Origin of the sequence: Halopenitus sp. POP-27 (assembly GCF_029889855.1) — an archaeon.
GTDB classification, from domain to species: Archaea; Halobacteriota; Halobacteria; order Halobacteriales; family Haloferacaceae; genus Halopenitus; species Halopenitus malekzadehii.
In genome coordinates this window covers 31,941-58,897 of record NZ_JARANU010000015.1, presented here as the reverse complement: position 1 = coordinate 58,897, position 26,957 = coordinate 31,941, and the positions used below count along the sequence as shown (strand labels likewise).

General features: G+C 64.8%; 19 protein-coding genes. 13 read left to right on the top strand and 6 right to left on the bottom strand.

Translation table 11 applies throughout. From position 1 onward, the window contains the following. Positions 1–35: 35 nt before the first annotated feature. The 4 genes from OQF70_RS10175 to OQF70_RS10160 all read right to left on the bottom strand — a co-directional run bounded on the left by OQF70_RS10175 (position 36) and on the right by OQF70_RS10160 (position 7,499). On the bottom strand, positions 36–3,656 hold the full coding sequence (locus tag OQF70_RS10175; protein ID WP_280537401.1) for a UvrD-helicase domain-containing protein: 3,621 nt from the start codon (positions 3,654–3,656) through the stop codon (positions 36–38). Between the two features lie 25 nt (positions 3,657–3,681). Further along, positions 3,682–4,992: a hypothetical protein gene (locus OQF70_RS10170; protein ID WP_280537400.1), complete on the bottom strand. Its 1,311-nt coding sequence runs from the start codon at positions 4,990–4,992 to the stop codon at positions 3,682–3,684. Then, the gene (locus tag OQF70_RS10165) at positions 4,989–5,792 is read right to left on the bottom strand and encodes a hypothetical protein (protein ID WP_280537399.1); all 804 of its coding nucleotides are present in this window, start codon (positions 5,790–5,792) and stop codon (positions 4,989–4,991) included. The genes OQF70_RS10170 and OQF70_RS10165 overlap by 4 nt, the downstream gene beginning before the upstream one ends. A gap of 288 nt (positions 5,793–6,080) precedes the next feature. Then, positions 6,081–7,499, bottom strand: a complete 1,419-nt coding sequence (locus OQF70_RS10160; RefSeq protein WP_280537397.1) for a PAS domain S-box protein — start codon at positions 7,497–7,499, stop codon at positions 6,081–6,083. A 314-nt stretch (positions 7,500–7,813) separates the two neighbouring features. Here OQF70_RS10160 and OQF70_RS10155 point away from each other — a divergent pair, with 314 nt between their 5' ends. The 4 genes from OQF70_RS10155 (at position 7,814) to OQF70_RS10140 (ending at position 13,873) form a co-directional block, all read left to right on the top strand. After that, a complete protein-coding gene (locus OQF70_RS10155; protein WP_280537396.1) occupies positions 7,814–9,295 on the top strand; it encodes an ATPase domain-containing protein in 1,482 nt (493 codons plus the stop codon). Beyond that, positions 9,285–10,787: a PAS domain-containing sensor histidine kinase gene (locus tag OQF70_RS10150; protein ID WP_280537394.1), complete on the top strand. Its 1,503-nt coding sequence runs from the start codon at positions 9,285–9,287 to the stop codon at positions 10,785–10,787. The genes OQF70_RS10155 and OQF70_RS10150 overlap by 11 nt, the downstream gene beginning before the upstream one ends. A 93-nt stretch (positions 10,788–10,880) precedes the next feature. Beyond that, positions 10,881–13,076 (top strand): PAS domain-containing protein, encoded by a 2,196-nt coding sequence (locus tag OQF70_RS10145; RefSeq protein WP_280537393.1) that lies wholly within the window; start codon positions 10,881–10,883, stop codon positions 13,074–13,076. A gap of 206 nt (positions 13,077–13,282) precedes the next feature. Beyond that, positions 13,283–13,873 (top strand): hypothetical protein, encoded by a 591-nt coding sequence (locus OQF70_RS10140; RefSeq protein WP_280537391.1) that lies wholly within the window; start codon positions 13,283–13,285, stop codon positions 13,871–13,873. Between the two features lie 63 nt (positions 13,874–13,936). On the opposite strand, the gene OQF70_RS10135 is transcribed toward OQF70_RS10140, so the two are convergent. Continuing rightward, positions 13,937–15,070, bottom strand: coding sequence for a tubulin/FtsZ family protein (locus tag OQF70_RS10135; protein WP_280537390.1), 1,134 nt, complete (start codon positions 15,068–15,070; stop codon positions 13,937–13,939). A gap of 3 nt (positions 15,071–15,073) precedes the next feature. Further along, positions 15,074–16,255 (bottom strand): tubulin/FtsZ family protein, encoded by a 1,182-nt coding sequence (locus OQF70_RS10130; RefSeq protein ID WP_280537388.1) that lies wholly within the window; start codon positions 16,253–16,255, stop codon positions 15,074–15,076. A 299-nt stretch (positions 16,256–16,554) separates the two neighbouring features. On the opposite strand from OQF70_RS10130, the gene OQF70_RS10125 reads away from it, so the two are divergent. From OQF70_RS10125 to OQF70_RS10085, 9 genes are all read left to right on the top strand, one after another. After that, positions 16,555–17,418, top strand: a complete 864-nt coding sequence (locus tag OQF70_RS10125) for a translation initiation factor eIF-2B (RefSeq protein WP_280537387.1) — start codon at positions 16,555–16,557, stop codon at positions 17,416–17,418. A 64-nt stretch (positions 17,419–17,482) separates the two neighbouring features. Further along, positions 17,483–18,184: a DJ-1/PfpI family protein gene (locus tag OQF70_RS10120; protein ID WP_280537386.1), complete on the top strand. Its 702-nt coding sequence runs from the start codon at positions 17,483–17,485 to the stop codon at positions 18,182–18,184. Between the two features lie 176 nt (positions 18,185–18,360). After that, positions 18,361–19,476, top strand: coding sequence for a hypothetical protein (locus tag OQF70_RS10115; protein WP_280537385.1), 1,116 nt, complete (start codon positions 18,361–18,363; stop codon positions 19,474–19,476). 3 nt (positions 19,477–19,479) lie between these two features. Then, positions 19,480–20,496 (top strand): hypothetical protein, encoded by a 1,017-nt coding sequence (locus OQF70_RS10110; RefSeq protein ID WP_092816002.1) that lies wholly within the window; start codon positions 19,480–19,482, stop codon positions 20,494–20,496. A 6-nt stretch (positions 20,497–20,502) separates the two neighbouring features. Then, a complete protein-coding gene (locus OQF70_RS10105; RefSeq protein ID WP_280537383.1) occupies positions 20,503–21,243 on the top strand; it encodes a hypothetical protein in 741 nt (246 codons plus the stop codon). Further along, complete coding sequence (locus OQF70_RS10100) at positions 21,240–23,066, top strand: ATP-binding protein (RefSeq protein ID WP_280537382.1); 1,827 nt, start codon at positions 21,240–21,242, stop codon at positions 23,064–23,066. The genes OQF70_RS10105 and OQF70_RS10100 overlap by 4 nt, the downstream gene beginning before the upstream one ends. Next, entirely contained in the window at positions 23,066–25,789 is a 2,724-nt protein-coding gene (locus OQF70_RS10095) for a PQQ-binding-like beta-propeller repeat protein (protein ID WP_280537381.1), read from the top strand. The genes OQF70_RS10100 and OQF70_RS10095 overlap by 1 nt, the downstream gene beginning before the upstream one ends. Positions 25,790–25,943: 154 nt before the next feature. Beyond that, positions 25,944–26,273 carry a DUF6516 family protein gene (locus OQF70_RS10090; RefSeq protein WP_280537380.1) on the top strand — a complete coding sequence of 110 codons (330 nt, stop codon included), beginning with the start codon at positions 25,944–25,946 and terminating at the stop codon, positions 26,271–26,273. Then, on the top strand, positions 26,242–26,646 hold the full coding sequence (locus OQF70_RS10085) for a transcriptional regulator (RefSeq protein ID WP_280537378.1): 405 nt from the start codon (positions 26,242–26,244) through the stop codon (positions 26,644–26,646). The genes OQF70_RS10090 and OQF70_RS10085 overlap by 32 nt, the downstream gene beginning before the upstream one ends. The last annotated feature ends 311 nt before the right edge of the window (positions 26,647–26,957 follow it).

Below are 26,957 nucleotides of genomic sequence, written 5' to 3'. Positions count from 1 at the left end.
CATTAGTCCCCGCCGCCAATCGATCGTGTGGCCGACTACCGATCGAGTCTGGAGAGTCGGTGCTCGACGACCGACGGGGGCCAGGGTGACGTGATCGTCTCGCGCTCGCGGCCGAACGTTTCGACCGATCGATGGACCCCCCGCCCACTCGACTGTCGTTCGAAGAGGTACGCGTACGTCGCGACCTGCAGCTCGTACCGTTTGCGCGTGTCGGGAGTCAGCGCCGCCAGCGAGATCTTCAGATCGGCCACGTGTCGTTCCCCGGCCGGCGTCTCGACGACGACGTCCGCGGTCCCGTGGATCTCGACCTCGACGTCGCCGATCGTGGCGAGTCCGTCGACCGGCTGCTCGACCCTGACCGTCTCGGCGTCCCGGATCAGGGCCCAGAGATCGGACGCCACGAAATCGTCGAGCACCTCCTGGTCGAGGAACGCGAACAGAGCATCACGCTCGTCCGCGCCGACGTGCGGTGCCGTCTCGGTGAGCGTCTCGTCGAATATCTCCCGGACGATCGCGTCCCGTTCCCGGATCGTCGTGCCGGAGACGCTTCGATCGATGAGCGTCGTCAACACGTCGTGCAGGCATCTGCCGACGTCGCCCGGGCCGAGCCGATCGAACGGGAGCGGATGGTCGGACGGAACGTCGTTCGCCGCCGTGTGCAGGGCGTTGCCGAGCAGATGGGGAATCACGTACTCGTCGGGGCGGTCGGTCAGCGGATGGAGGGTGCTCGGGCGGAGGAACCGCGGCAGCCACGGCTCCAACATCGCCGTTCGGGGCGGCGTCACGGCGACGTCGGCGTCGGCTCGCGTCGGCGTTCCGTCCGGTGTTCCGTCCGGTGTTCCGTCCGGCGTCCACCGAGCGCCCAGCGCGACGTCGTTGACGCCGATGTCGACCGGAGCCGCGGCTCCACTCGCGGGGTCGAGCGTATACGTCTCGGTTCGTCCCGTGGTGAACCCGAGCTGCTGCCGGATCGTGTCGAGCCACCGGTCGCGTGGTCGGGGGTCGTACGGCACCGTTCCTGGAAGCGGTACGACGAGGTGATCTCTGGTGCGCGTGAGGGCGACGTACAGCAATCGCCACTCCTCGGCGCGGGCGTTCGCGGCGACCCGCCGAAGTCGATCGGGCCCGACGAGCAGGTCGGCGCCAGCGTCGTCGATCGAGACGTCGACCACGTCATCCCGCCAGCGTGCCGTCATCCACCGCAGACCGACGTCCGGGTCCCGGGTGTCGGACGGGTCGTAGATGCCGTTTCGGTAGCCCGGCAGCGACACGTCGATCGAGACGTCGACGTTCGTCGGTGGGGCAAGCGCCGCACGCGTTCCCTGCGTCACGAATCGGTTCGATCGGACGCCGTTCCGGCTGATCTCGAACCCGGGATTGGCGAGCACGACGACGTCGGCTTCGTCGCCTTTCGCGCCGTGGATCGTGCGGAATTCGACGTCGTGATCGGCGCCGGTAACGCTCGGCTGGGACGGGCCGAGACGCGGGCTGTCGCGGAAGGGCTCGACGAGATCCGTGAGCTCCCGGGGCGGGAGATGGTCGTCCGCCTCCCACTCCGCGATCGTCGCCGTGAGGGCGTCGAGGTTCGCAACCCGTTGTGCGGCGTCACGATCGGGGGCCAGATCGGCCGGGTCCGCCCGGAGCCCCAGCGCCTCGATGACGTCCTCCACGTACGTCGATGCCGGTCGGGAGAGGACGGCGTCACGACGCCCTCGAAGCGTCGCGAGCCCCTCGAGAAGGTGTCCCTGTGCCGTCGAGAGATCGCACGCATCGATCACGCGGTCGAGATCGCCGTCGTGGGCGTCAACGGCGTCGGCAAGCGGCCGTTCGTCGATCGGATCCTCGGCGAGGAGACGGCGCGTCCGTGCCGGATCGGCAGGCGCGATCAGCCACTCACAGACGGCGAGCACCGCGTCGACGGCGTCGCACGCGAACAGGTTCCGGCTCGCGTTCCGCACGCGGAGCCCCGCCTCGTCGAACGCCTCCTCGTACGCCTCCATCCTCGATGACCACCTGAACAGCACGTCGATGTCGAGCGGGTCATCGTCATCGTCCGTGAACGTGCCGTCGCCGAGTCCCTTCGAGATCAGCGTCGCGACCGCCTCGGCCTCGCCGCGCCCCTCGACCGGGCGACACCACGTGTACGAGTCCGGATCCGAATGCATCGGATCGAACGCCGCGATGTGGACGTTGGTCTCGGCGGTCGGCTCCCGGAACGCGTCAAGGCCGGGGTACGTCACGTCCAGGTCGCCGAGACCCCCGCGATCCGGGTCCGTGAGCACCGGGTCGGCGATCGCGGAGATCGCGGCGGCGACGTCGGGACGACATCGGTACGTCGTCGTCGCCGTCCGGTGTTCGTGCGTCCCCCACTCGAGGCCGAGATATCGGCCGTCCCGGATCGCGGACTCGAACAGCTCGGGGTCGGCGTTTCGCCACCGGTAGATGCTCTGCAGCAGGTCGCCCGAACAGAACACCCGCGTCTCCGGCGTCACGAGGTGTGCAAGCGCCGCGTGCTGGATCGCGGACACGTCCTGTGCCTCGTCGATGATCAGGCTCCGCATCCGCGTTCGGTACCGCTCACGAACCCGGACCCGATGCTCGTCGTCCTCATCCCCGATCCGTCCCTCGAAGTACGCGTCGATCAGGGCTGCCACGTCCGTGTGCGACACCACACCTCGATCCCGGATCGCCTCACGATACGCGTCGCGGTACGCTGACAGCACGACGCAGAAGTCGTCGACGCGAGCCATCCACTCCTCGTGAAGCCGTGCGTCGGCCGCGACGACGTGCCGGCGATCCGCGTCCGTTGGTGCCGCATCGCCAGCACCCTCATCGACGCCATCCACGTCCGCATCAACCTCTCCGGCGGCGACTTCGTCCGCATCGACATCCACGTCCGCATCTGGATCTACATCTGGATCTACATCGACATCGCCGCCGACGAATCGGCGGATCGCGTCGAGAACGTCGTCACACGATGCCGGCCGCCCTCCGGGATACACGCTCTCGATCGTCCGTTTCAGCTCGCGTCGGATGTCGGCGCTGGAGAGCCCCCTGTCCCGGCAGTACGCGACGGCGGTTTCCAGCAGGTCGGGAAGGCCGTCGCGATACTCGTCAACCGGATACGCCGCCTCCAACCTGGAGAGGCGGTCCGTAAGCGCCGGGTCGCGCCGGATCGTCTCATAACACGCGGCGTGCACCCGTCGCAATCGGGCCTCGGATCCGACCGCGGGCATCCCCTCGAAGCCGACGGCGTGAGCGATCTCCTCGAAAACGGTCCGCAGGATGCCGTCGATCGTTCCGGCGAAGGGGGCTCGTTGCACCCGCTGCGCCAGGTACTCGAGTTCGCGATCCGAGATCCGGTCGGCGGCCGGGACGAGCTCGTGGTCGACTATCGTCCGGAGACGATCGCGGATCGCCGGGACGATGTCGGCCGCCTCCCCACGGGTGAAGGACACGACGGCGACGTGCTGTTCGGGCGTGCGATCCCCGTTCACGTACCGGGTGAGAAGCTCCTCGGCGGCGAGGTGATACGCGACGACGGACTTGCCCGACCCGGGAACGCAATCGAGCGTGAAGAGCCCTGCATCGTGGGCGACGTACGCGTCCCGAATCGCGCGCTGTGCGCCCCGCAGTCGGATCGGCTCGTCGGTCATCGATCGCCTCCACTTCGGGTCACGGTCATCGATCGCCTCCGTCCCCACGACGACTCTCGGCCGTCGCCCCTCGATCCGCGACGAGTTCACGAAGGGGCTCCGGAAGCCTTCGATCCGGACCCACCAGTCGGCGCAGTGCGTCGTCGTCGACCGCGGTACAGTCGAGCTGGTCGAGGAGCGGCGACCGGCGGCGCGGATCGCCGTCCATCGTCTCGGTGTGTCGCGTCAGGACCAGCCCACGGCTGGCTGCCCGGCAGGCGTCGTCGAACTGGTCGCAGTCGCGTCCGTCCGTCCAGGCGGTGCGCGGGGCGAGCGTGCTCGTGCCCTCGGCGCCCGCAAGAACCACTTCCTGTAGCTCCGGCGGGACCGGGCTCTCGCTCGTCCGCGGCCACTCGCCGTCGACGAGGCCGACCACGACCACGTACGGAACGTCGAGCAGCCAGACGTCGTTCGCCTCGAGCACGTCGACGGCACGCGCGTTCGAGTGTTCTCGCCGCCCGGGACGCTGCGTGGCGATCAGCCGGGCGAGGTCCGCGACGTCGTCCCACGACTGCGTGAGCGTCCCCTCCGCGATCCGGTCCGCGTATTTATACGGGAGCTGCCGAACGAGCGCTTTGAGGCGGACCACGGCACGGGCGTCACGCTCCGTCTCGATGAGCGCCGGCGAATCACGCGCCTTCGTGGCGGGAAGCCCCGCCCGCTCGGAGGCATCGACGACGTCTCCGAACACGGCCCCGACGGCGTCCGGCGACGGGTCCGGACACGACCGTACCCACTCGACGTACGTCCGGATCCGGGCGTCGACGGAGGGCGTCTCCAAGAGCGTCTCGGCCCACTCGTCGATCGTCCGCCGTCCGTCCGGAAGCGCCGCGATCCCGTCCCGGATCGTCCGCGGATCGAGCGGCCACGCCGTGCTCGAGTCGGCCCGGATCTCGTCCGAGTCCGCGGCCGAAGCCGGGTGGGGGATGTCCGGCGGACACCATCCGTGTTCGAGCGGGCGACAGAGCGCCTCCGCGTCGAGGTCGGTTGCGGCGAGGACCTCACACACGGCTTCGAGGAGTGCGAACGGCGTGGTTCGCGTCACACGCAGCTGGGTCCAGAAGACGGGTGTGACGCCGTACTGTACCGCGGCGCGGTACAGCGGTTCCTCGTACTCGTCGAGATCGCGTGCGACGACGGCGACGTCACGCACGCCGACGCCCGCATCCCGGAGGGCGGCCACGGTGGCCATCGCGCTTCGGGCTTCCGCCCTTCGCGTCGTCGTCACCAACTCCACGGCGGGGACGTCGACGCCGGGAAGTGGGTCCGTCAGGGCGAGGCGATCGGTCGACGTCACGGCTCGAACACCACCGCTCCGGGCGCATCGACGTCGAACAGATCCGGCAGTCGCCGGGCGAGGTACGGCCCGGTGCCGCGACGGAGATGGAGGTGTACGTCGACGGAGGACCGCTCCAACAGCACGTGTAGCAGATCGGCATACACCGCCGACACGCTACTCACGCCGACGAACGAGACGCACGTCACGTCGGGGAACGCGCTCCGCCAGGCCACACCATCCGTTTCTCGAAGCAATCCGATCGCCCGTCGAACGAGCGCGACGTCGGAGACGTGTGAATCGGTCCGGTTCCGAAGGGCCCGCTCGATGTCGACGGCGGCGTCGATGCGTTCGCGCGCGTCGGCGTCGATGGGTGTCGCGATCGCCCCCGCCGCATCACGGAGGCGTCGAAGGCGTGCCGGGTGAAAGCCGGTCACGTTCTCGATCTCCGTTCGGAGCTGTTCGATGGCCCGTGGATCCTCGGGGACTCCCGGGCCGATCGACGACCCGGATCCGTCGGCGTGGACGGACCGAATCATCGAGAGCCGGTCGATGCGGTCGATGCAGTCGATGGACGGTCCCACGCCGTCGGCGTGGTCGAGGAGCCGCACGCCGACGTCGGCCGGATCCGCGAACTCGATCCCGTCCTTCGGCGCGTGTGCCTCCCGCAGCCGTCGCTGCACGTTTCGTCGATGGAGTTCGACCGGCGTGAGGACCAGCTCGGTCCCCGGCGACCCGTCACGGAGCCGCTCCAGGAGCGACTCCTCGTCCCCCACGTGGAGGGTGAGATCGGTCGGGAGTCGTGCGTGTGGGATGGACATCGTCTGGAACCACGTATCGTTGTCAGTTACCGCGTCGTATCGTCAGTGATCCGGGCGTCGTCGTGGCCTGCAGGTCACCGACCCGCGTTACGTGCTGGTCCCGCCTCCTCGTACATCAACCATTGGTGTGCTGGTCGTGGTCGTGCTGGTCGTGCTGGTCGTGGTCGTGCTGGTTGATGGATCGTCGAACCGGGACACGTCACCGATCGGAGACGGGACGGAGTAGTTGAGACCGAGCTCTCAATGCATAGGTGGCAGAGTTTGGCTGACCACCCACACTAGTTCACCCTATTCCGCCATCTCGAACTCGAACCGTGCTCCACCATCTGTTCCCTCGGTCACGGACAGCTCCCAGCCGTGAGCTTCCACGATTCGTTTCACGATGCTCAACCCGAAACCAGTGCCACCACTAGCCGACGAATGGCCCGGTTCGAGAACGTCTTCCCGCTTGTCCGCTGGAATTCCTGGCCCATCGTCTTCGACGTACAGTCCCTGTTCGCCGTAACATCCGACACGAACGGTTACGTCAGACTCGCTGTGTTCGACAGCGTTCCGGAACAGGTTCTCGAACACGTGCCGTAACCGGTCGGGGTCGCCCTGGAAAGTCATCTCGTCAACGATTTCGATGGTCGCGTTTTCAGTGTCTACTGTCGACCAACACTTCCCGACGAGATCAGTCAACTCAATTGACTTCCACTCATCAATCGTCTCGCCTTGGCGAGCGAGCGTCAACGTGTCCTCGACGATGGCTTCCATCCGGTTGAGGGACCGCAAGATCGGGTCGATATGTTCGCTTTCTGCTTGCTCGGCAAGGAGCGCCGCACGACCCTGTGCGACGTTGAGCGGGTTACGCAGGTCGTGTGAAATGACGCTTGCAAACTCGTCGAGCCGCTCGTTTTGCTGACGTAACTGTCGCTCCCGTTTGACGCGATCGGTGACGTTCCGAGTGACCCCGATGAGGCGGGTTATCTCATCACCGGTGACGACCGGCGCAAGCTTTGTCTGCCAGAAACGTGCCTCCTCGTTGACCCGTAGCTCCTCTTGGTACGAAATTGGCTCACCAGCGTTGACACAGCGGTGGTAGTTTGCTTCGAGGTCGGCCCCCGATTCGTCTCCGAATACGTCTCGTGGCGTCCGGCCCTGCACCTCTTCGGTCGTGAGACCGGTTTGTTGCTCGTAGGACGGGCTGAGACGTTCGAATTCGAATCTCACATCATCTGTCTCTTTGACATCGACGAGAAAGATCGCGTCCTCCACGTTATTCAACAGGGCTTCGTACTCTTCAGCGAGTTCCCGAACTTCGATCTCGTACTCTTTTCGCTCAGTGATGTCTCGACTGCTAAGGAGAATCCCATTGATGAGGTCGTCGTCAACTCGATTCCTCATTGTAGCCTCGATCCAGCGCCACGACCCGTCAGCATGCTGGAAACGGACTTCGACAGTCTGAGGTGTAGACGGGTTCGATAGAACGGTCTCGACTGTCTCGGCGTTTCGCTCTTGATCGTCGGGATGAACGAATTCGTATCCCTCGTGGCCAATCAACTCGTCGGGTTCGTAGCCAAGAATGCGTGTGACGGCTGGACTGACGTAGGCTATCGTCCCGTCGGTATCGACGACTGTTACAAGATCGTTCACTTCTTCAACGATCGTTCGATACCAGTCATCCCCGTGTTTATCATCCTCTTCGAGGGTCGTACCGTCTTCCATTGATCTTAATCTAACCAGTACATACAAAAAGAGTCCCCAATACCGATAAGTGTCATCGAATAATTCGACATCCCTGTACGGGCGAAGCTTTCTCAACGAGCTGATATCCAGTATCTAGACAGTTTTGTAAATTTGGTTCAAATACGATCGTCATGGATCGGCTGAGGCCCTCTGGTGGGTCCACGAAACCGCGCTAATAGGTGACGACGGCGCGTGTCTCCACGATCTCGGGACCCAAGAGCCGTTCGTCTCTCTGGATGAGGTGGTATGGACCCTGACGCCACACTTACGCATATACAACACGGAGAACAGATATGACCTCACAAAGAGTTCCAACGGGCCTCCCAGGATTAGACGACGTTCTCAGTGGCGGGTTGCGCAAAAATCATAATGCACTGATTCGGGGGCCACCAGGTGCGGGCAAGACGATCTTCGGCCTACATTTTCTCTCCGACGGCGTGGACAACGGGCAAACGGCGTTATATATCAACCTGGGTGAACCAGGCGAGTACGTCAAAGAGACGGTCGAACATTTTGATCTCAACCCGGACGGAATCCATTTCCTCGACCTTTCTCCATCTCACGAGGATTTCGACGAGGGCGAAAACTATTCCGTGTTCTCCTCAGCTGAAGTCGAACAACCCTCGTTTATCGAAGAACTCCGTAGCACCGTCGAAGACCTCAACCCGGATCGAGTACTGCTCGATCCGATCACCGAATTCCGCTATCTGACGACCGACGAACGCCAGTTCCGGAAACAGATATTGAGTTTCCTTGATTTCCTCCGGGACAACGGCGCGACAGTGATATTCACGTCCCAAGCGTCCGACTCGCTGTCTGACGATGATCTCCAGTTCCTCACTGATACGGTCATCAACCTGGAAACGGATATCGAGGGATCGACACTCCACGTCTCGAAATTCCGTGGCTCCTCCTACCAACGGGGAAAGCATTCCTACGAGATCACGGACGACGGAGTCACCGTCTTCCCGAAACTCCAGCCGGGGAAGTGGGAGCCCGAACAAATGGCTGTGACATCGGACAAACTCTCTTCGGGGATTCCCGAAGTGGACGAACTCCTCAAGGGCGGAATTGATGCCGGGACCGTGACGTTCGTCAGTGGTCCCACCGGGGCAGGCAAAACCACTACCGCATTACAGTTCATCAAAGAGGCCGCGGGTCGGGGGGAGCAAAGTGTGATGTATTCGTTCGAGGAATCACCAGGAACCATCCAAAAACGCTCCCGATCGATCAATCTCCCCATCGAAGCGATGCTCGAACAGGGAACGCTCTCCATCGAAGAGATCGCCCCGAACGAGTACACACCGAACGAGTTCACATCACTACTCAAGACTGCCGTCGAAGATGATGAGGTACGTATCGTCCTGATCGATGGCCTCCAGGGGTTCAAACAGAACCTTCGCGGGTACACGACGGACCCGGAAGACGTGCTGCTCCGAATCGTGCGGTATCTTCGGGCCGCCGGCGTCTCGACCATTATTACGAACGAAGTCACCAACATCACTGGGGAGTTTCGCGTCACCGAAGAGTCGGTGAGCAACCTTGCGGACAACATTCTCTACATCCGATACGTGGAAATGGAAAGCGAACTCGGCAAGGTCATCGGCGTGTTGAAGATGCGAACGGGCGATTTCGAGCGGAGTCTCCGAGAGTTCGAAATCACGGAGTATGGGATCCGCGTCGGCGAACCGCTCGAACATATGCAGGGGATTCTCACCGGAACGCCCAGTTTCCAAGACCACCAAAACGACGAACGGTCCCGCGATGGAGACTGAATTCCCCCTCACCGAGGACATTCGCCCAAATCGGGGGAGTAGAATCTCAACCGTTTTGGTTCGAACCGCAGACGAGGGGAATCGCCGCCAACTAACCAGGTGGCTCACCGAACAGGAATCGTATGACGGAGTGGAGACGGAAATTCGGACCGGCGAGTTCGATTGCTGTATTCTGGATTGGGCGACACTCCTCGACAATCAGGGCGCCATTCGAACTCGAAACCAATCGGAGCGAATTCCGCGTCCGTTCGTGTTGATCGTCCCGGAGCAACGGGCAGACGAGATAACCAAAGCGCTTCAGGACGATGCCCGTGACTTGCATTCGCTGGTTAACGAACTACTTCGAATGCCGGTCTCGGAGCTTGAATTAGAGCAACGACTCGAATCGGTTCTCAGAGCGCGTCATCAAACGGTTGCCCACGATGAAAAACACGAACAACTGCACGCAATCCGCGACAACCACCGCGGGCATGGGGTCATCGTCACGAACACGGAAGGCGTCATCGAGTACGTGAACCGTGGTTTCGAACAACAGTCGGGATATTCGGACGAGGAAGTGCTCGGAAAGACGCCGAACGTTCTCAACTCGGGCAAGCACGACGAGTCCTTTTTCGCAGACCTCTGGGAAACTATCACCTCGGGGGAGAAGTGGCACGGGGAAGTGATCAACGATCGCAAAGACGGGAATCAATATGTTGTCGATCAAGTAATCGTGCCGCTTACGGGGCCGGAGGGTAAAATCGAGCAGTTTGTCGCGGTGAACCACGAAATCACGAAATTGCGGGAGTTAGCGAACTCGCTGAACGAGCAGCGCGACCAACTCGAACTCCTCAATCGCGTGTTACGACACGACGTTCGCAACGATATGAGCGTGATTCTGGGATGGATGGAAATGCTGGATGCCCACGTGGATAGCGACGGCGAGGAGATGCTCGACCGGGTACTCACGTCAGGACAGCACGTCGTCGAACTCACGGACATTGCCAAGACCATCGTCGAGGCGATCTTCGAAGGAGAAGATGTTTCGCTCGAATCGGTAGAGTTGGGACCGTTTCTTGAAACCGTCATCGAAACCCGAAAAGAGACGTTCGATCAGGCGACGATACGGATGGACGGCCGACCACCGGCCGCTACTGTCGAGGCCAACGAGATGTTGTCGGCCGTCTTCCGGAATCTGATCAACAACGCCGTTCAACACAACGACGCGGACGAACCGAGGGTCACGATTTCCTCGCAAGTGGACGATGGCTCGGTTCGTATCCGAGTTGCAGATAACGGGGCCGGAATCCCTGACGACCAACGAGACCACATCTTCGATAGCAACGAGAAGGGACTGGACAGCACAGGGACGGGAATGGGGCTGTATCTCGTCACTAATCTGGTCACCATGTACGATGGCTCGATCTGGATTGAAGACAACGAACCGCATGGGGCGGTGTTCGTCGTGGAGCTCCCCACGAGTGACACATCCAGTGGTGATGCCAGTGAGTGAGAATACAGCAGATCTGTTCGGAAACTCCAGCATCCCGTCTACGCAAGTGCCACCGAACCGCTATGTCTTCGAAGAACGAGGTGACGGTGACTAATGGAGCAACGCACGGATTCTGCGGATGAGGTCGACTCTTGTGACCGGATTCTTCCGCTCCTATCCGAGTCGGGGGACCGACGGTTAGTCACTGAGTGGATCGAAGGGCATCCCTCCTACAAGCCTGTGGACCTGAAAAGTAGTATCGAGGATACTGCCTTCGACGTGTGTATCTTGGATACGGGTGCCTTTCAGGAACATCTCCCAGCGCTGCGCGCGAAAAAATCGGCCGCATCACCCGTGGTGCTCCCGTATCTTTTGTTGCTCGACGAGTCCGATTCCAATATCATCGACGTTGATGGCGGTGACCTTGCGGAAAATGTGGTGACGGAATCGATTGATGAAATCGTCACGATGCCGATCCAGCAGGCCGAACTGCACTGGCGACTGGCAGCGTTGCTCCGCCTCCGAGAGCAGTCACTCACATTACGCCAACGCGAGCGTAACCTCGAACGACAGGTCGATTTCCTTGAGAAGGCGCAGGACATCGCAGACGTGGGGGCCTGGGAGTACGACGTTCGGACGAACGAGAGCACCCTGACCGAGGAAGTGTATCACATACACGACTTCCCGGCAGACCGTGAGCTGACGCCTGAAGAGAGCATCGAGCACTACCACCCGGATGACCAGGAAACGATCCGAGAGGCCTTTCGGGGAGCTGTTGAGGAGAACAAGTCCTACGATGTCGAGCTGCGGCTGATCACCGCCGAGGGCGACCAGCGGTGGGTCCGCACGCGCGGCGAACCACAGCAGGAAGACGGCGAAGTCGTCCGCATCCGCGGGACGGTCCAGGACATTACGGACCGCAAGGAGCGCGAGCGTGAACTCCGACATGTCAACCAGGCGGTTAATGCCTCAGAACACGCGATATTCATCACCGATACTGACGGGACGATCACGTACGCCAACCCTGCCTTCGAAGAGCTGACGGGGTTCACTCGGCAGGAGGCTATCGGTGAAACACCGGCCATCCTGGACTCCGGGGAAATGCCCGAGGGGTATTTCGAGGAGTTCTGGGAGACGATCCTCTCGGGCGAGACGTGGGAGGAAGAGGTGATCAACCGTCGCAAGAATAGGGAGACGTACACTGCCCATCAGACCGTCGCTCCGATCGCCGACGACGGCGACATTGAGGCATTCGTGGCGGTCCAGTCCGACATTACGGAACGTAAGCAGCGAGAACAACGCCTTCAGCGACAATCACGAGCGATTGCGGAAGCCCCCGTCGGTATTACTATCTCCAACCCTGACCTGGAGGATAACCCGCTGATCTACGTGAACGATGCCTTCGTGGAGATGACAGGGTATCCGCGCAAGGAGGTCCTCGGAGAGAATTGTCGGTTCCTTCAGGGTGAAAACACGGATTCCGAGCGGGTGGCGCGGATTCGGGAGGCGATTGACGATGAGAGGCCGATTACCATCGAACTCCGTAACTACCGGAAGGATGGCACCGAGTTCTGGAATCACCTCGAAATCGCCCCTGTCACCAACGACGAGGGAGAGGTGCTCAACTACGTTGGGTTCCAGCAGGACGTGACCGAACGGCGGCAACACCTGCAGCAGTTAGAGACGATCGACCGGGTGTTGCGTCATAATCTCCGTAATGACATGAACGTGATTCGGGGACGTGCTGAGCTGATCCACTCCAAGACCTCGGGCGAGGTTGCACAGTCTGCCGCGAACATTATCGATACGAGTGATGGACTGCTGGAGACAGCCGAGAAGGAACGAGTGATAACGAAAATACTCGTGGAAGACTCGGTGGAAATGGAGATCACTCTCAAGCCAGTACTCCAGAATATTGTTTCGACTGTCGAGTCCGACTATGCTGAAGCGACAATTCGGGTCGAGTGCCCGAGGGGCGTGACTGTGAGAGCGACGGAACGGCTCGAAGAGGCACTCATCGAGCTCGTTGAGAACGGGATCATTCACGATAACTCCGGTGTTCCGGAGGTTTCGATTACTGTTACCCGTAGTGACGGGGCGACGCATATCGAGATAGCCGATACCGGACCGCAGATACCCGAGGTGGAGCAGAACATCTTTGAAGAGAACGCGGAGCAAACACCGGTGTATCACAGGAGCGGTCTTGGGTTGTGGCTCGTCAAATTGATCATAACCCGTTCTGGAGGGACCACCACGATCAACGAGAACACTCCAACTGGAAACATCGTCAGAATCACGTTCCAACAGTGAGACTCGTACCACCCTACAGCAGTCAGTCACTGGATCTCTCCTCTTGTGAGCGTCCAGGACAGTAGTGGCACACGACGAATGTCAAGCTGGCCGGGTCAAACTGACGTGAAGACGGAAACCCGTGGACGGATCTGCTGTCGAACAGTGAGACTCCGAACCCTGGCGGAGGCAAAGCGTTGGAGTGGTTGGCCGTGTGACTCATACATATGGACCAGCAGTGGACGGAGATTACCGATTCGATACGATCAAGCGACCCGGATCAAGTCAACGACGTGATCGATCGGCTCAAGGAGATGGATCGTGATCACCGTCTCCAGCTGTTCGACACCGGATTCGACGACCTGGCTACGATATATTCCGAAAGCGACGACGGCTACGTCAGACAATCCGTCGTTCGCGTCGTTGACCAGGTGACTCCCGGTCTTGCCGTCGTATTCATCCTCGTCGACGAGGACGGAGCAACCCAAGAGACCAGAGAGACCATCAAGAAACGGCTCGATACGGCGGCTGGATTTCTGATCGAGACGCTCGAGGACGATGACGGGCGAGTCCGCCAGTCAGCCAAACGTGCACTGAAGGACGTATACAGGGGATACGAAGCCCTCGAGGAGACCGAAACCATCGCTGCAGTGGCGTCCGAACTCGATTCCAGGGCTGACGAATACGAGGACAAGCGCCGAGATCACCTGCTTGACTCCAAGGCGGACGCGGAGTTCTTCTGTGAGCCTGTCGGAACCCGGATGATCGAGAACATCCACCAGGTGGCTCGCTCACACGATCCGTCGAGCCGAGAGTGACCTGCGTCGTTCCTCTCCGAACCCCGAACTCGGCCTCAAACTCGGCGATCGACGTGGACCGACTCACTCCGACGGGGGCGTCGCCGCCGCCTCGCCGTCGTCCCGCTGTGTCGCAACCGCCGCGCGCTGCAGGTCGTCGATCCGGGGGACGTCGGTGACGTTCGAGAGGACGACGAGCGCTTCGAGCGTGGACGACCGATCGCGGGGGTCGTCGCCGGCCAGGATCTCGACGGTGTCGGCCTCCTCCTCGAGCCACTGGCGAGCGCTCTCGAACCCGCGTCGGGAGAGCGCCGACGGCGGCCCGGACAACACGACCAGCGCCCGTTCCGCGCTGGCGACGTCGCAGGGAACCGTCAACCGCGACGTGGTCGCCTGCTGGACGAGCGAGTTGACCTTCGCGGCGTCGGTCGTCCGGTCGGCCGGCTCGTCGGAATCGTACCCGAACCACGACAGCAGGCGGGCGAACAGCCCCGACGTCCCCGACTCCACGTCGGTCGTGGCGTGGCCGATCGAGACGATCCCGCCCGGCTCGAGGGTCCGAACCACGTCACTCGAGTCGACCGCGTTCTCGGCGATCGTGTTCGAGTCGCGTTCGCCGGCGGCGAACAGGGTACAGATACGCCGCGCGAGCGCCCGCGTCGCGTCCTCACGGTTCTCGGCCTCCGGTTTGAGCCAGGCGTCGTGATCGAAGGTGATCGTGCTTGCCGCCGCCGGAACGATGGTCCGGATCGCGCGGGCGGCGTTGAGCGCCGCCGCGTCACCGTCCTCGTCGGCCGGCAGAACGCCGAGCGCGTAGACCGGTTCGTCGTAGGTCGCCTGCAGCTCCTCGACGAGCACCGACCCGGCCCCGCTGCCGGTCGCGCTTCCGAGTCCCGCGGCGACGAGGACGCCGTCGGCGTCGTAGACGTCGATCGCATCCAGCGCACGGCGGATCTCCGGCAGATCGCCCCGCGTCACCTCGGCGGCGATGTCGGGACCGCCGTCGACGCCGTCGACCGTGACCTGTGGATGGGTGTCGCCGATCAGGACGCGTCGGTCCTCGGGAACCGTCTCGACGTCGTCGGTCGGCGACCGGGAGATGTCACAGACGATCGCGTTCCCGCCGGTGAACGTGCGGCCGGTTTCGGCCTCGATCTCCCGGATGCAGTCGACGACCCGACTCCCGGTGGCGCCGACGCCGACGAGTGCGAGCTCCATCGGTTAGACGACGGGGTCGAGGTCGTTGTTCTCGTCGGTGATCAGGTCGTTGATCTCCTCCTCGCGGACGGCCTCCTGCTCGGCGATCTTCTCCTGGGCGTCGACCGCCTGGTTCTGGATCTCGTTGATCCGCGGGGTCTCCGTGACGTTCGAGAGGAGCACCGCCGCCGCGAGCTGGGGGGATTTCCCTCGCGGATCGTCGCCGACGAGCACCTCGACGGTGTCCGCTTCCTGTTCGAGCCACTGGCGCGCGCTCTCGATACCCTTCCGGGAGAACTCGCTTGGCGGCCCCGAGAGGACGACGAGCGCGCGATCGGCGCTCGAGATCTCGGCGGGCACCGTGAGCCGGGAGTTGACCGCCCGGCGGACGAGCCCCTGGATCTTCGTCGCCTTGCTGCCCTCATCCGTCGACTCCGCCCGGTCGGTGCTCCAGCGGTCGAGCAGGCCGCCGGTGGCGGCGTCGTTGTCCACCTCGGTGGCGGCGTAGCCGATCGTCGAGACGCCGCCGGTGTCGAGCGTCCGGATGATGTCGCTGGAGTCCATCGCGTTCTCGGCGACCTCGGAGTCGTCCGTCTCGCCGGCCGCAAGCAGGGTCACGAGCCGGGCCGCGAGCTCGCGGTTCATCTGCTCGTATCCCTCCTCGATCGTCTGTTCACGGGCGCGCCAGGCGTCGTTGTCGAAGCCGATGAAGTTGTCGACCTTGGTGACGAACGACTGCAGCGACCGGGCCGCGTTCAGCGCCGGTCGACCGCCCTCGTACTTGCCGGGCAGGACGCCGAGCCCGTAGACCGGCTCGTCGTACATCTCCTGGAGGGTGTCGATCACGACCGGGCCGCCGCCACTGCCGGAGCCGCCGCCGAGTCCCGCGACGACGAGGAGGGCGTCGACCTCGTGTATCTCGACGTCGTCGAACGCGCGGCGGATCTCCTCGATGTCGGCCTTCGCGACCTCGGCGCCGACCTCGACGTCGCCGCCGACGCCGTGGCCCTTGGCCTTCTGGTTCGTGTCGCCGATCAGGACGCGCCGGTCCTCGGGGATGTAGTCCGGCTTCGCGAGGTCCGTCCGCGCGGTGTTGATCGCGTGGACGTGCTGACAGAGGTTCCGATCGGTTTGGGATTCGAACTCGAGCATCCGGTCGACGATCTTGCTCCCGGCGTTCCCGACGCCGATCGTGGCGAGCTTCATACCCCCCGTTCACGCTCCAGGGGTTTTAAAGCCGATGTAATTTACATTTGATATGTTTGGTGACGAAACGATCGATCGATCCGGCGTCAAGTCGCCGCCCGGCTGGTGAGGTTCCGGTAGACCCTCGGGAGCGTCCCCAACTCGGGAGCGATGGTACGGCCCGTTCCGGGGATTGTGGTTCACACGCCGGGACCGGTACAACTACTGACTGCATATTGATACGTTTGGGCGACACGGGCGAATGATCAGCCGCGCTCCCGTCGGAACCCCTTTGGGGGCGGCTGTCCGACTCTCGCGGTATGATCGACGAGACCGTCGCGGAGATCCGGGCGATGCAGACCCACAGCTCCTCGGTCGCCGCGGTGAAGGCCGCCGAGGCGCTCGCGGACCTCATCGACCGGGAGTATTCCTCCCTCGAGGAGTTCGAGCGGGACCTCGAACACAACGCCGGCGTCCTCCGCCGGTCCGACACCTCCCACGCCGCCCTCCACAACGCGGTCCGGGACGTGGAACGCGCCGTCGTCGGCGGGGCAGACTCGATCCCCGAGGCGAAACACCGCCTGGAGACCGCGATCGACGACGCCGTCGAGGCGGTCAGGACCGGCAAGCGCCGAGCCGCGGAACACGCCGCCGCGACCATCGCGGACGGCGAGACGATCCTCACCCACGACTACTCCTCGACGGTCCTCCAGGCGATCGAGAACGCGACGGCGGAGGGCGCACATCTCTCCGCGTACGTGACCGAAGCGCGCCCGCGGTACCTCGGTCGGAAGTCGGCGCGCGAGCTGTCGGCGAATCCACGCGTCGACACGACGATGGTGGTCGACAGCGCGATGGGCCACGCGCTCCGGCAGTGCGACCGCGTCCTGCTGGGAATGACCTGCATCACGGACGGCACCTACTACAACCGGATCGGCACCTTCCCGCTCGTGACCACCGCCGCCGAACTCGGCGTCCCGGTGACCGTCGTCGGGTCGAGCGCGAAGCTGATCGAGTCGTTCCACTTCGAGAACGACTTCCGTGATTCCGTCGAGGTGTCGCGTGAGCCGATGGCGGACGTGACGATCGAGAACCCGGCGTATGACGCCACGCCGGTCGAGGCCGTCGATCGGGTCATCACCGACGAGGGTGACGTCCCGGTCGACTCACTGACCACGTCGTAGGAGAAACGGAACCGCTACGACACGACGGGGAAACACCCACGAGGATCGCCCTCGTGGGTGGGGTATGGCTGACCCCGATGACGGCTTCACCGCCCAGATCCTGTTGTACGACGGCTTCGACGAACTCGACGCGATCGGTCCCTACGAAGCACTCGCGATCGCCGGCGAGATCCTGGCGGAAGCCGATCCGGCGGACTCACCCGGCGCCGACGCGCCGTCGACACTCACCGTTGAGTACGTCACGCTCGAACCGCGCGAGCGAGTGGTCGCGAGCCACGGCACACGCATCGAGCCGGACGGCGTGCTTGCGGTCCCCTCGGAGGGCGAATCGGCGGCGTCGAATCCGGATATCCTCGTCATTCCGGGCGGCGGCTGGACCGCACGCGATCCGGACGCGAGTGCGTGGGCGGAGGCCCAACGCGGCGCGATCCCCGACGCGCTCGCAGCGATCGCCGGGACGGGCGTACGGCTCGCGTCGGTATGTACCGGCACGATGCTGCTCGCGACGGCGGGGATCACGGACGGCCGTCGGGCCGTCACGCACGCGAGCGCGCTCGATGACCTCCGGGAATCGGGTGCGACCGTGGTCGACGCCCGGGTCGTCGACGACGGCGACGTCGTGAGCGCCGGCGGGATCACCTCCGGAATCGATCTCGGGATCTACCTCGTCCGGGACGTTCTCGGGGAGACGATCGCCGACCGGGTGGCGACGCGGCTCGAGTACGCGCCACAGGGAACTGTTGCCGGTCGGGACGAATCCGCCTGACTGCGGCGTCGGGGAAGCGGCCTGACGGCGGTCGTCCGACGCCGTCACGATCGCGACCGCGGCGTGTGACACTCGGCAGGGATTCGCTTCGCCGGCAGCGATCGATCCCGTCACCGGCGGCCGATCCGATGTGAATGGCAACACATTTAGTATGCTACAGATGCGTTCACGGACTGATGCCGATTCGCCCAGCCGACACCGACCTGCTCGGGGAGATCGCCATCTCCATCGCGCGGGAGAACTACGGCTTTCTCTACGTCGACCGCGTGACCGAGGAGATCCGGGACCGATACGAGTCCGCGGACACCGGGCTGACGAAGGCGAGCAGCCTGAGTCGCTCGGAGATCAAGGAGTCGCTCCAGGAGATCGCCGGGCAGGAACACGAGGACTTCCGGCGGATCCGGTCGGGCGTCTACTACTATGACCTGTTCTCGACCGGTCACGACAATCGGGTCCCGAACCGACTCAAGGACCTGTTTCTGTCGACCCAACAGGTCGTCACCGCCGAGCAGATCCGCAACGAGTTCAACCTCGCCGTCGACGACGTGGAGTTCTTCGTCGACAAGCTGGTCTCGAACGACATGCTCTTCCGGATCGCGGCGGGCTCGCGGGAGTACTACTCGGTCGGGTCGTTGCTGAAAGAGCAGACGGGACAGAACCGGCTCGAGGACGAACTCAGGGAGCAGTCGCGCGGCAGCGAACCGCTGGGCATCCTGTCGCACGACGAGCTCGAGCAGATCATCTCGGTCAACGCGACCACCGACGTCATCCGATATCTGGAGGGCCAGCTCGGCTTCCTGGCCGATCTCGACGGCGAATACCTGGTGTGGGGCGCCCTCGAGGACTACGGCCGGTGGATGGCCGAGGAGGTCGCCGACGACGTCGTCGCGGAGTTCGACGACGTCGGTCACGCGATGCCCACGAGCGAGTACCGCGAGGTCGTCACCGCGCGGATCGAGGGACGGACGGACATCCTCGAGAACGTCAGCCGGGCGGAGCGCGACGACGTGATCGACGCGGTCGAGGAGGGCCTCCAGGCGGTCGTCGACGTCGACGTCGACGGCCGGATCGCGGTGCACCGCAAGCCACTCGTCGAGGAGATCGACGCCCACGCCGAGAAGATCGTCTCGCCGCTGCTTGCCGACACCGCCGCCGCGACCCCCTCGGTGATGAAGGAGGAAGCCGAAGCCGAGATCGAGGGGCTCCGGCTCGCCGACAGCGAGGAGGCGAACCGCTACCTGCGAGAGCAAGTCCGCGAGCGGGCCGACGCCAAGATCGAGGAGGCCTTTTAACCAATGCGAACCAGATTCAGCGACTTCACGACCAACGAACAGAACGGAACGACCTTCGTCACGGCGGTTCCCCAAAGCAGCGCGGACGAGCCCGTCCGCTTCGACGCGAGCATCGCCGATCAGGGCTCCGACGACGATCCGCAGGCCAACTGGGAGGAGATCATCGCCACGCTCGCCCAGGGACACCTCGGTAACGAACTGCTGATCGAGGGGGGCCGCGGCGTGATGGACAAGGAGGTCGCCATCGAGGCGCTCGTCGAGTCGGACGCCGAACACGTCCGGAACGAGCACGCCGCCCATGCCGTCCTCGAGTACCTCGACGACCAGGACATCGTCTCCATCGACGGCGAGGAGGTCGTCGTGTTGCTCTCCTACGAGCAGATCCGTGAAGAGGGCTCGAGCTCGATGCTCAACAACTGGGCGGCGACCCTCGACGCCTGCGTCGAGCGGATCGACTCCGCGATCGAGCGGGTCAAACAGAACCAGGAGACGCTCCAACAGCACTTCGAGGACCTTTCGGACACTCAGAACCTCGAGCAGGAGTACGCCCAGAAGGCCGACGAGCTGAAACAGGAGATGAAGGGGCTGCTGGCCGGACGGATGCCCTCCGAACTCGCCGACGACGAGAAACGGCGATTCGAGATGCTCCGCAAGCGGTACCACCGCTACGAGATGTTCGAGGAGAAGGCCGCCTCGCCGGTCGCCGAGACGCAGGGACCGGAGATCCTCGGAGCGGTCGTCGAGGATATGGAGAACATCAAGCTGCTGTTGATGGACCAAAGCCAGGAGTTCCGCAAGCTGGCGCTCTCGGAGAACTTCACCGAAAGCGGCGCGCTCCAGGACCTCGAGAACCTCGAGAGCTTCGTCGCGGAGTTCGGCGACGTCACCGAGCCGAGCGAGCAGATGGAGGAGAAATCCGACGACGAGTTCGTCGAGGATCTGTTCGATATGCGCGAATCGACGACCACCGAGGAGGTCCAACAGCTCGACGAGGACGCGACGCTCGAGACGACACGGTAAGGCGGGATGTTCGCTGCATCGTTCCTCGGGACCTTGCGGCACGCACGGAACCGGACCACGGCGGAGCTGCGGAAGCGACGGTATGACGACGCCGACGACGAGGCCTGGTACGTCGTCGAGGACGCCCTGGATGCGGTCTGTGACCTCGTCGAGCTGAGCCTCCACGGCGTTCCGCTGCCGCCGGCCGCCGCGACCGGCGGGACCGCCTCACGGGACGCCGACGAGGCGATCGCGGCACTTCTCGACCGGCGCTTCGAACGCGACCCCTGGAGCGACGGGGATCCCTCGCGGCCACCGACTGCCGCGGTCGAGACTGAGGGCGAGGACGTTGATGAGGCCGAGGACGGTGACGAGGCTGTGGACGGTGACGAGGCCGGGAGCGACCGTGAGGACCTGGCTCCCGACCGGACCGAAACGGTGGCGGGGACGACGATCGTCCCGCTATCGAGGACCGGCCCGCGGGCGGCAAACTGGGACGTCCTCTTCGATCGGCTGGTCACCCACGCGATCGCGGTGACGACCGAGTGTCGCAAGCTGGCCGGCAGACAACGCATCGACGGCGCCACCGATCTGGCGGCCGCCTGGGAGGGCGTCGCGGACCTGCTCGGCGATCTCGCGTCGTTCATCGCGTTCGTCCGCCGGGCGGCCGCCTGGACGAACGACCCGGACCCGGACACGATCGACCGCTCGGAGGCCGCGTTCTCGGCCGCCCGGGCGTTGACCGACGAGACGACGACCACGACATGACACGGAACAATCTCAACCCGATCAAGACCGACGACCAACCGACGTCGCACATCCGCGTCGGGGCGAGCAAGGTCGGCGCCGACGCCGAGCTCGTCGAGGTCATCCACAACGACCGGAGCGCGTACTTCCGCGTCGAGACCGAGGACGACCAGATCGTGAGCAACATCGGCAACAAAGCCTACATCAACGCCAACGTCGAGCACCTCTTCGGCGGGATCGACTTCTCGGGCGGGGACAAGTTCGTCGTGGACGGCAACGCGAGCCTCGCGTCGGTTCCCGCGGCGGACTCGGCGACCATCCACCCGAAGACGGTCGCACCGGACGTCCTCGAGGAGTATCTCCGGTCGGAGGAGTACCTCCTCCACCGGATCGAGGAGGTCGCCGAGATCCGGGGATCGCTCGTCCGGTTTACCGTCACCGAGGCGGATCCCGGTGCCTACTCGACGCTCCGGATCACGGAGGACACCGACCTGGAGTTCGTCGACGAACCCGCGGAGCCGCCCCAGCAGCCGGCCGGTGCGCGCGGCGGCGCGGGGCAACGCGGCGGTCCGGGCGCCGCCGGTGCGGGCGGCCCCGGCGGTGGCGGCGAGCGACCGGACGAGGGGACGACCGTCTCCGTCGAGCCGACCGTCCCGACCGTGAGCCTCGAGGAGGACGTCGCCGGCCTCGAGTCGGTCACGGAAACGGCGCGAATGCTGCTTGCCCTCTTCGACACCGAGGTGCGCGACCGGATCGTCGAGATGTACGGCGAGGAGTTCGCCGAGCGCGGCGGCAGTATGCTGTTGTACGGTCCGCCGGGCTGTGGCAAGACGCACGTCTCGGAGGCGATCGCCCACGAGGCCAAACACGAAACCGGGATCGAAGACCAGTACGGCGAGGTGGTCTTTCTGGAGATCCGCGGCAGCGACATCCAGTCGAAATACGCCGGCGAGGCCGAAAAGAACGTGAGCGCCGTCTTCTCGCAGGCCCACCGGATAGCGAAGGAGGAGGGGTTCGCGGTCCTCTTTTTCGACGAGATCGAGACGCTCATCCCCGACCGCAGCGACGACAACCTCCAGCGACACGAACGGGCGTTGACGAACGCGTTCCTCCAGGAGATGAACGACGTTGAGGACAACCTGCTCGTGATCGGCGCGACGAACATGCCCTTCACGATCGACCCGGCGGCGACCCGGCGGTTCCCGATCCAACAGTTCATCGAACAGCCGGACGAGCGCGTGATGTCGGAGGTCTGGCGCACGCAGCTCTCCTCGCTGCCGAACACCGACGACATCGACTTCGATCGGCTCGGCGAGGCGTCCGTCGGATATACCCCGGCGGAGGTGGCCGACCGCATCCTCGGCAGCGACCTCCAGCGTGAGCTCATCCGCAGCGTGATCGAGGGCGATCCCCAGGAGGTGACCACGGAGTACCTCCTCGACCGCCTCGAGGGGACCGAGCCGAAGACGGTCAGGCAGTACGTCTCGAGCGTCCGCGAGCAGCTCGACGACCTGGAGGGCTATCCGGAGATGCGCGATTACGTCCACGAACAGGCCGACGATCTCGGGATCGACCTGCAGGGTGGTCCCGGCGCCGGCGGTGGCGCGCTCTCCTCGCTGCTTGCCGACCAGGACGGGGGGACAGGCGAGGACGAGGGAGGGAGCGCGGCCGCGGGGTCCGGCGGTGGTGATGCCGAACCCGGTGACGGGTCAGCCGGGGATGGTGCGATCGGGGCCGAATCGGCCGAATCGGCCGAATCGGCCGGAGCGGGGTCACCCAGCCCGACCGGAGATGGTCCGGTCAGCAACGCGGGCACGGGCACGACCGATCGGGGTGACGAGTGATGCCGGCCGGGACGGCCGAGTACGTCCGGACGTCCTCCTTCGAGGTCGGCGAACTCGACGCGTGGGCGGTCTCCGGCGATCGCGTCTGCATCCTCGCCAACGGGACGGAGGTGTACGTCGTCGGCGAGGAACGCGATCAGATAACTCTCCCCGAACCCGCCGAAAGCGTCGCATTGAGCGACCACCTCTACGCCGTCACCGACGACGGCGTCGACGCCTACAGCCTGTCGGGGACGCGACTGTGGCGGGTCTCGCTCCCGGAGGCGGTCCGCGTGGCTGCCCCCGGGGAAAGCGGGTTCGCGGTCGTCGTGACCGAGGACGACGAGCTGGTCGGCCTGGACGCGACGAGCGGCCAGGAGCGGTTCCGCGTCGACCGTCCCCACTCGGACGTCTCGGCAACGCCGGCGGTCGTCTGCACCGACGACGCGCTCGTGTTGGCCGCGTGGTCGTTCCTGTCGGTGTTGGGGCCGACCGGGGAGAGCCGGCTGCAGGAGCGCGTCGACGGCGCGATAAGCGACCTCGGCGTCGTCGGCGACACGATCGTCTGTGTGATGAAGGACGCCCGCTGTGTCGGGATCGACATCGAGACCGGCGAGCGGAAGTGGAGCCACGACTGGCAGGTCGACCGGATCGATCCCTTCGGTCGCGAGGAGATCATCCTCCGAACCGAGGGGGAAATCCGCGCGATCGACGCCGACGGCGAGTGGACGCCGCTCGGGCTCGATGACGGCCTCCCGGTGACCGCCGCCGGCGGCGAGCCGGTCTGTGTGATCGTCGACACGGTCGCGAACGTCTACCGCCGCCTCTCCGGGGAGTGGACGCTCGATGCGACCCTGCTGTCGGAGTCGCTGACCGCCGGCGCGGAGGCGATCCACGCGGAGCTGCACAACGTCGGCGACACCGCCGCCTCGGCCACGATCGCGATCGAGCTGTCCGGCGCTCGGTGTTCGGATCCGTCCCACCGGGTGACGCTCCTCGAGGACGACTCCGAGCGGGTTCGGTTCCCGCTGTCGTCGATCGACGAGGAGACGGTCGATCTCACGATCACGGCGGACGAGGAGGTGATCCTCGAGGAACGACTCCCGGTCACCGGCGGCAGCGAGTCGATCGACGTGACCGTCGAGCCGACGCGGTTGACCCCGGAGGGACTCCGCGTGTCGGTGACGCTCGCGAACGAGACGAGCGTCCCCGTCGAGGACGTTCGGATCAACCCGATGGGTGAGCGCGTCGACCGGATCGACCCGAACGACGCGGTCACGCGAACCCTCGAGGCGCCGGCGGACGGAACGCTCACGATCGCCGATGCAACCGGCATTCGTCGGACCGTCGACGTCCCCCGTCCGGAGGATCCGCTCTCCGCCAGCGGGTCCGTCGAGGAGGACGTCCTCGCGGTGCGGGTTCGCAACGACTCGCGGGCGACGGTCGTCGACGAGCTGACGATCGACGGCGACGCGCTCCCGACCTCGGTCACACGGACCTTCGAGGGCGCTCCCGAGAGCGTGCTGGAGCTGATCGCGCCGCCCGTCGAGGACGGAACGAGCACGGTGTCGGTGGCCGGGCACTTCCTCGACGACGACGTCGACCTCGAGGTCCCGGAGTCGGCGGTCCTGAACGCCGCCACCGGAACGCACGCGCCACCGGCAGCCGCTCCCGACGGGAGTGCTCCCGGCGGAACGCCCGGAGGCCACAGCGCCGGCGGCGCCGGCGGCGCTCACGGCGACGCCGGGCCCGGAACCGGCGACCTCGAACTGGAACGCCGGATCGATCCCCTGCCGCCGGTCGTGGGCGATCTCTGCATCGAGCATATCGACGTCGAGAACGTCGGCCACGGCCCCGAATCGGTCACCGTGACCACGCCCGACGCCGCGCCGGTGACGGAGACGATCCGGCCCGGGGAGTTCCGCACGTTCACCCGACTCCACGCCTTTACCGGCGTGGGCGACGACGTCGTCCCGCCGGTTGCCGTCGAAAGCGGCGGCGTCGAACGGACGGCGGGCAAGCTCGACACCGAACTCGAGATCCCGGAGTTGTACTGCCGGGGACTGCTGCTCCCCGACCGTGACGGGTACACCCTTGAGGTGACGGCGGTCAACACCGCCGAGAGCCGGCTCCGCGTGCGCAATCTCGACCTCGAGCTCTACGAGTTCCGTGAACCGCCCGCGGAGATCCACGTCCCGCCCTACGAGGAGGTGACGGCGACCTACCGGGTCGATGGTCCCGACCCGAGCACCGTCGGCGGCTACGACACCTTGCGCTACGTCGCCGACGGGTCGGTCGCGCCCGCCCGCGACCTGGAGGTGCTCGTCGAGGCTCCGGTGGACGGGCCGGACGGGCTCGCCACGCTCACGTTCGCGGTCGATCCGGAGACGGCGCTCGATGCCGAGGGCGGGACGGTCGCGATCGCCGTCGAGAACGACGGCGGGGCGACGGTGACCGATCTGTCGATCGCCGCACGCGGCGATCAGGTCCGGACGATCCTCTATGAGGCCGACGACGTTCCCGAGTTCGGTCCCGGGGAGACCCACGTCCACTACGTCGACATCGAGACCGCCGAGGACGGGCTCGACGTGGCGCTCGACGTCGCCGGGACCGTCGGCGGCGCCGACCACGAGGAGACGCTCACGGTGGTCGGAACGCCGGGGTCGGTCTCGATCGACCGCGAGACGGGCCGGAGCGGGCCGGACCACTCCCCGCGCGTCTCGACCGACTTCGCGGTCGAGTAGGGATCCTGCACCGATCGCCGGCTTTCTTCCCCCGTTTCCGGTGCGGTGAGGCACTGGGATGTGCGGGATCCCATATCGATGGTATCAACCACAACACATATTATGATGTGGTGAACAACAACAGACGTCGACGGAACCCGATGGCGACGTGCGCGTGTTGGAAGACACGGAACGGCGCTTTGCGGACGGCACCGTTCTCCGTGTCCGCGTGCTGGCTGTGCCGGAGTCGGAGAAGTTTCCGGACGGCGTCAAATACCGTCTTCATTACGGGACCGAAGACGGCAAGACCCTGATCCGGTACGACAACTCCCACGGAGTGCACGAACGACACACGCCCGATGGGCTCGACGACGACTACGGCTTCCCCGGCTACGACGCCGTCCAAGAGCGCTTCTGGGTCGCGGTCGAACGGTTGCACGGGGAGGGAAGCCACCACAGGACGACAGCAAACCATGACACCGAACACGCTCATCGTGACGGTTGAATCGATCGGCGCCATCCAGCAGCGCACTACCGAGGCGTTCCGGCAGGCGCTTGCCGGCGACGGCCCCGAGGAAGACGCTCCACACCGGCTGAGCTTCGAAACCACCGACCAGCTGGCGACGGTCTTCACGCCGCGCGCGATCGACCTCCTCCAGGCGATCGCGCAAGCGGAGCCCGCGAGCATCCGCGAGGCCGCCCGGTTGGTCGATCGGGACGTCAAGCAGGTTTCGGAGAACCTCGAGCGGCTCGAAGCATATGATGTCGTGGAATTCGTTGACGAGGGGCGGGCGAAGCGCCCCGTCGTCCCCTACGACGAGATCGATATTCGGCTTCCGCTTCGGGGGACTGCGGAACGGGACGTTGCCCCGGCGTGAACCACCTCGGCCTGCGCCGCCTGTAGATGCAGTTGCTGCACATCTGACCGTCGGTGCTGGCGAGGAGACCGGTCGAGCGATCCGGCGAGGTGGATCGGTCTCCGTGCCGGCTGTGCTCCGTCCCGGCACTCGATGGAGCGGCCGTCCGACCGATTTCGGCGATCGAGTGATCGGGGAGTTCGCGGTCACATGACCGACGTCGATAGCCACCCGTCCGTCCACGAGGACGGAGAACTGTGAGGAACCGGACGCCCGTCCGGTTGCGAGCGGTTCGAACACACCCGTACTCGGTAAATACTGGCGCGCGAACA

Excerpts from the sequence above, each read along its gene's own strand:
- OQF70_RS10165 (WP_280537399.1), bottom strand. The coding sequence starts at position 5,792 with ATGTCCATCCCACACGCACGACTCCCGACCGATCTCACCCTCCACGTG.
- OQF70_RS10150 (WP_280537394.1), top strand. The coding sequence starts at position 9,285 with ATGGAGACTGAATTCCCCCTCACCGAGGACATTCGCCCAAATCGGGGG.
- OQF70_RS10085 (WP_280537378.1), top strand. The coding sequence starts at position 26,242 with ATGACACCGAACACGCTCATCGTGACGGTTGAATCGATCGGCGCCATC.
- OQF70_RS10100 (WP_280537382.1), top strand. The coding sequence starts at position 21,240 with ATGACACGGAACAATCTCAACCCGATCAAGACCGACGACCAACCGACG.
- OQF70_RS10175 (WP_280537401.1), bottom strand. The coding sequence starts at position 3,656 with ATGACCGACGAGCCGATCCGACTGCGGGGCGCACAGCGCGCGATTCGG.
- OQF70_RS10120 (WP_280537386.1), top strand. The coding sequence starts at position 17,483 with ATGGCTGACCCCGATGACGGCTTCACCGCCCAGATCCTGTTGTACGAC.
- OQF70_RS10140 (WP_280537391.1), top strand. The coding sequence starts at position 13,283 with ATGGACCAGCAGTGGACGGAGATTACCGATTCGATACGATCAAGCGAC.
- OQF70_RS10110 (WP_092816002.1), top strand. The coding sequence starts at position 19,480 with ATGCGAACCAGATTCAGCGACTTCACGACCAACGAACAGAACGGAACG.
- OQF70_RS10105 (WP_280537383.1), top strand. The coding sequence starts at position 20,503 with ATGTTCGCTGCATCGTTCCTCGGGACCTTGCGGCACGCACGGAACCGG.
- OQF70_RS10155 (WP_280537396.1), top strand. The coding sequence starts at position 7,814 with ATGACCTCACAAAGAGTTCCAACGGGCCTCCCAGGATTAGACGACGTT.
- OQF70_RS10145 (WP_280537393.1), top strand. The coding sequence starts at position 10,881 with ATGGAGCAACGCACGGATTCTGCGGATGAGGTCGACTCTTGTGACCGG.
- OQF70_RS10125 (WP_280537387.1), top strand. The coding sequence starts at position 16,555 with ATGATCGACGAGACCGTCGCGGAGATCCGGGCGATGCAGACCCACAGC.
- OQF70_RS10130 (WP_280537388.1), bottom strand. The coding sequence starts at position 16,255 with ATGAAGCTCGCCACGATCGGCGTCGGGAACGCCGGGAGCAAGATCGTC.
- OQF70_RS10135 (WP_280537390.1), bottom strand. The coding sequence starts at position 15,070 with ATGGAGCTCGCACTCGTCGGCGTCGGCGCCACCGGGAGTCGGGTCGTC.
- OQF70_RS10115 (WP_280537385.1), top strand. The coding sequence starts at position 18,361 with ATGCCGATTCGCCCAGCCGACACCGACCTGCTCGGGGAGATCGCCATC.
- OQF70_RS10160 (WP_280537397.1), bottom strand. The coding sequence starts at position 7,499 with ATGGAAGACGGTACGACCCTCGAAGAGGATGATAAACACGGGGATGAC.
- OQF70_RS10095 (WP_280537381.1), top strand. The coding sequence starts at position 23,066 with ATGCCGGCCGGGACGGCCGAGTACGTCCGGACGTCCTCCTTCGAGGTC.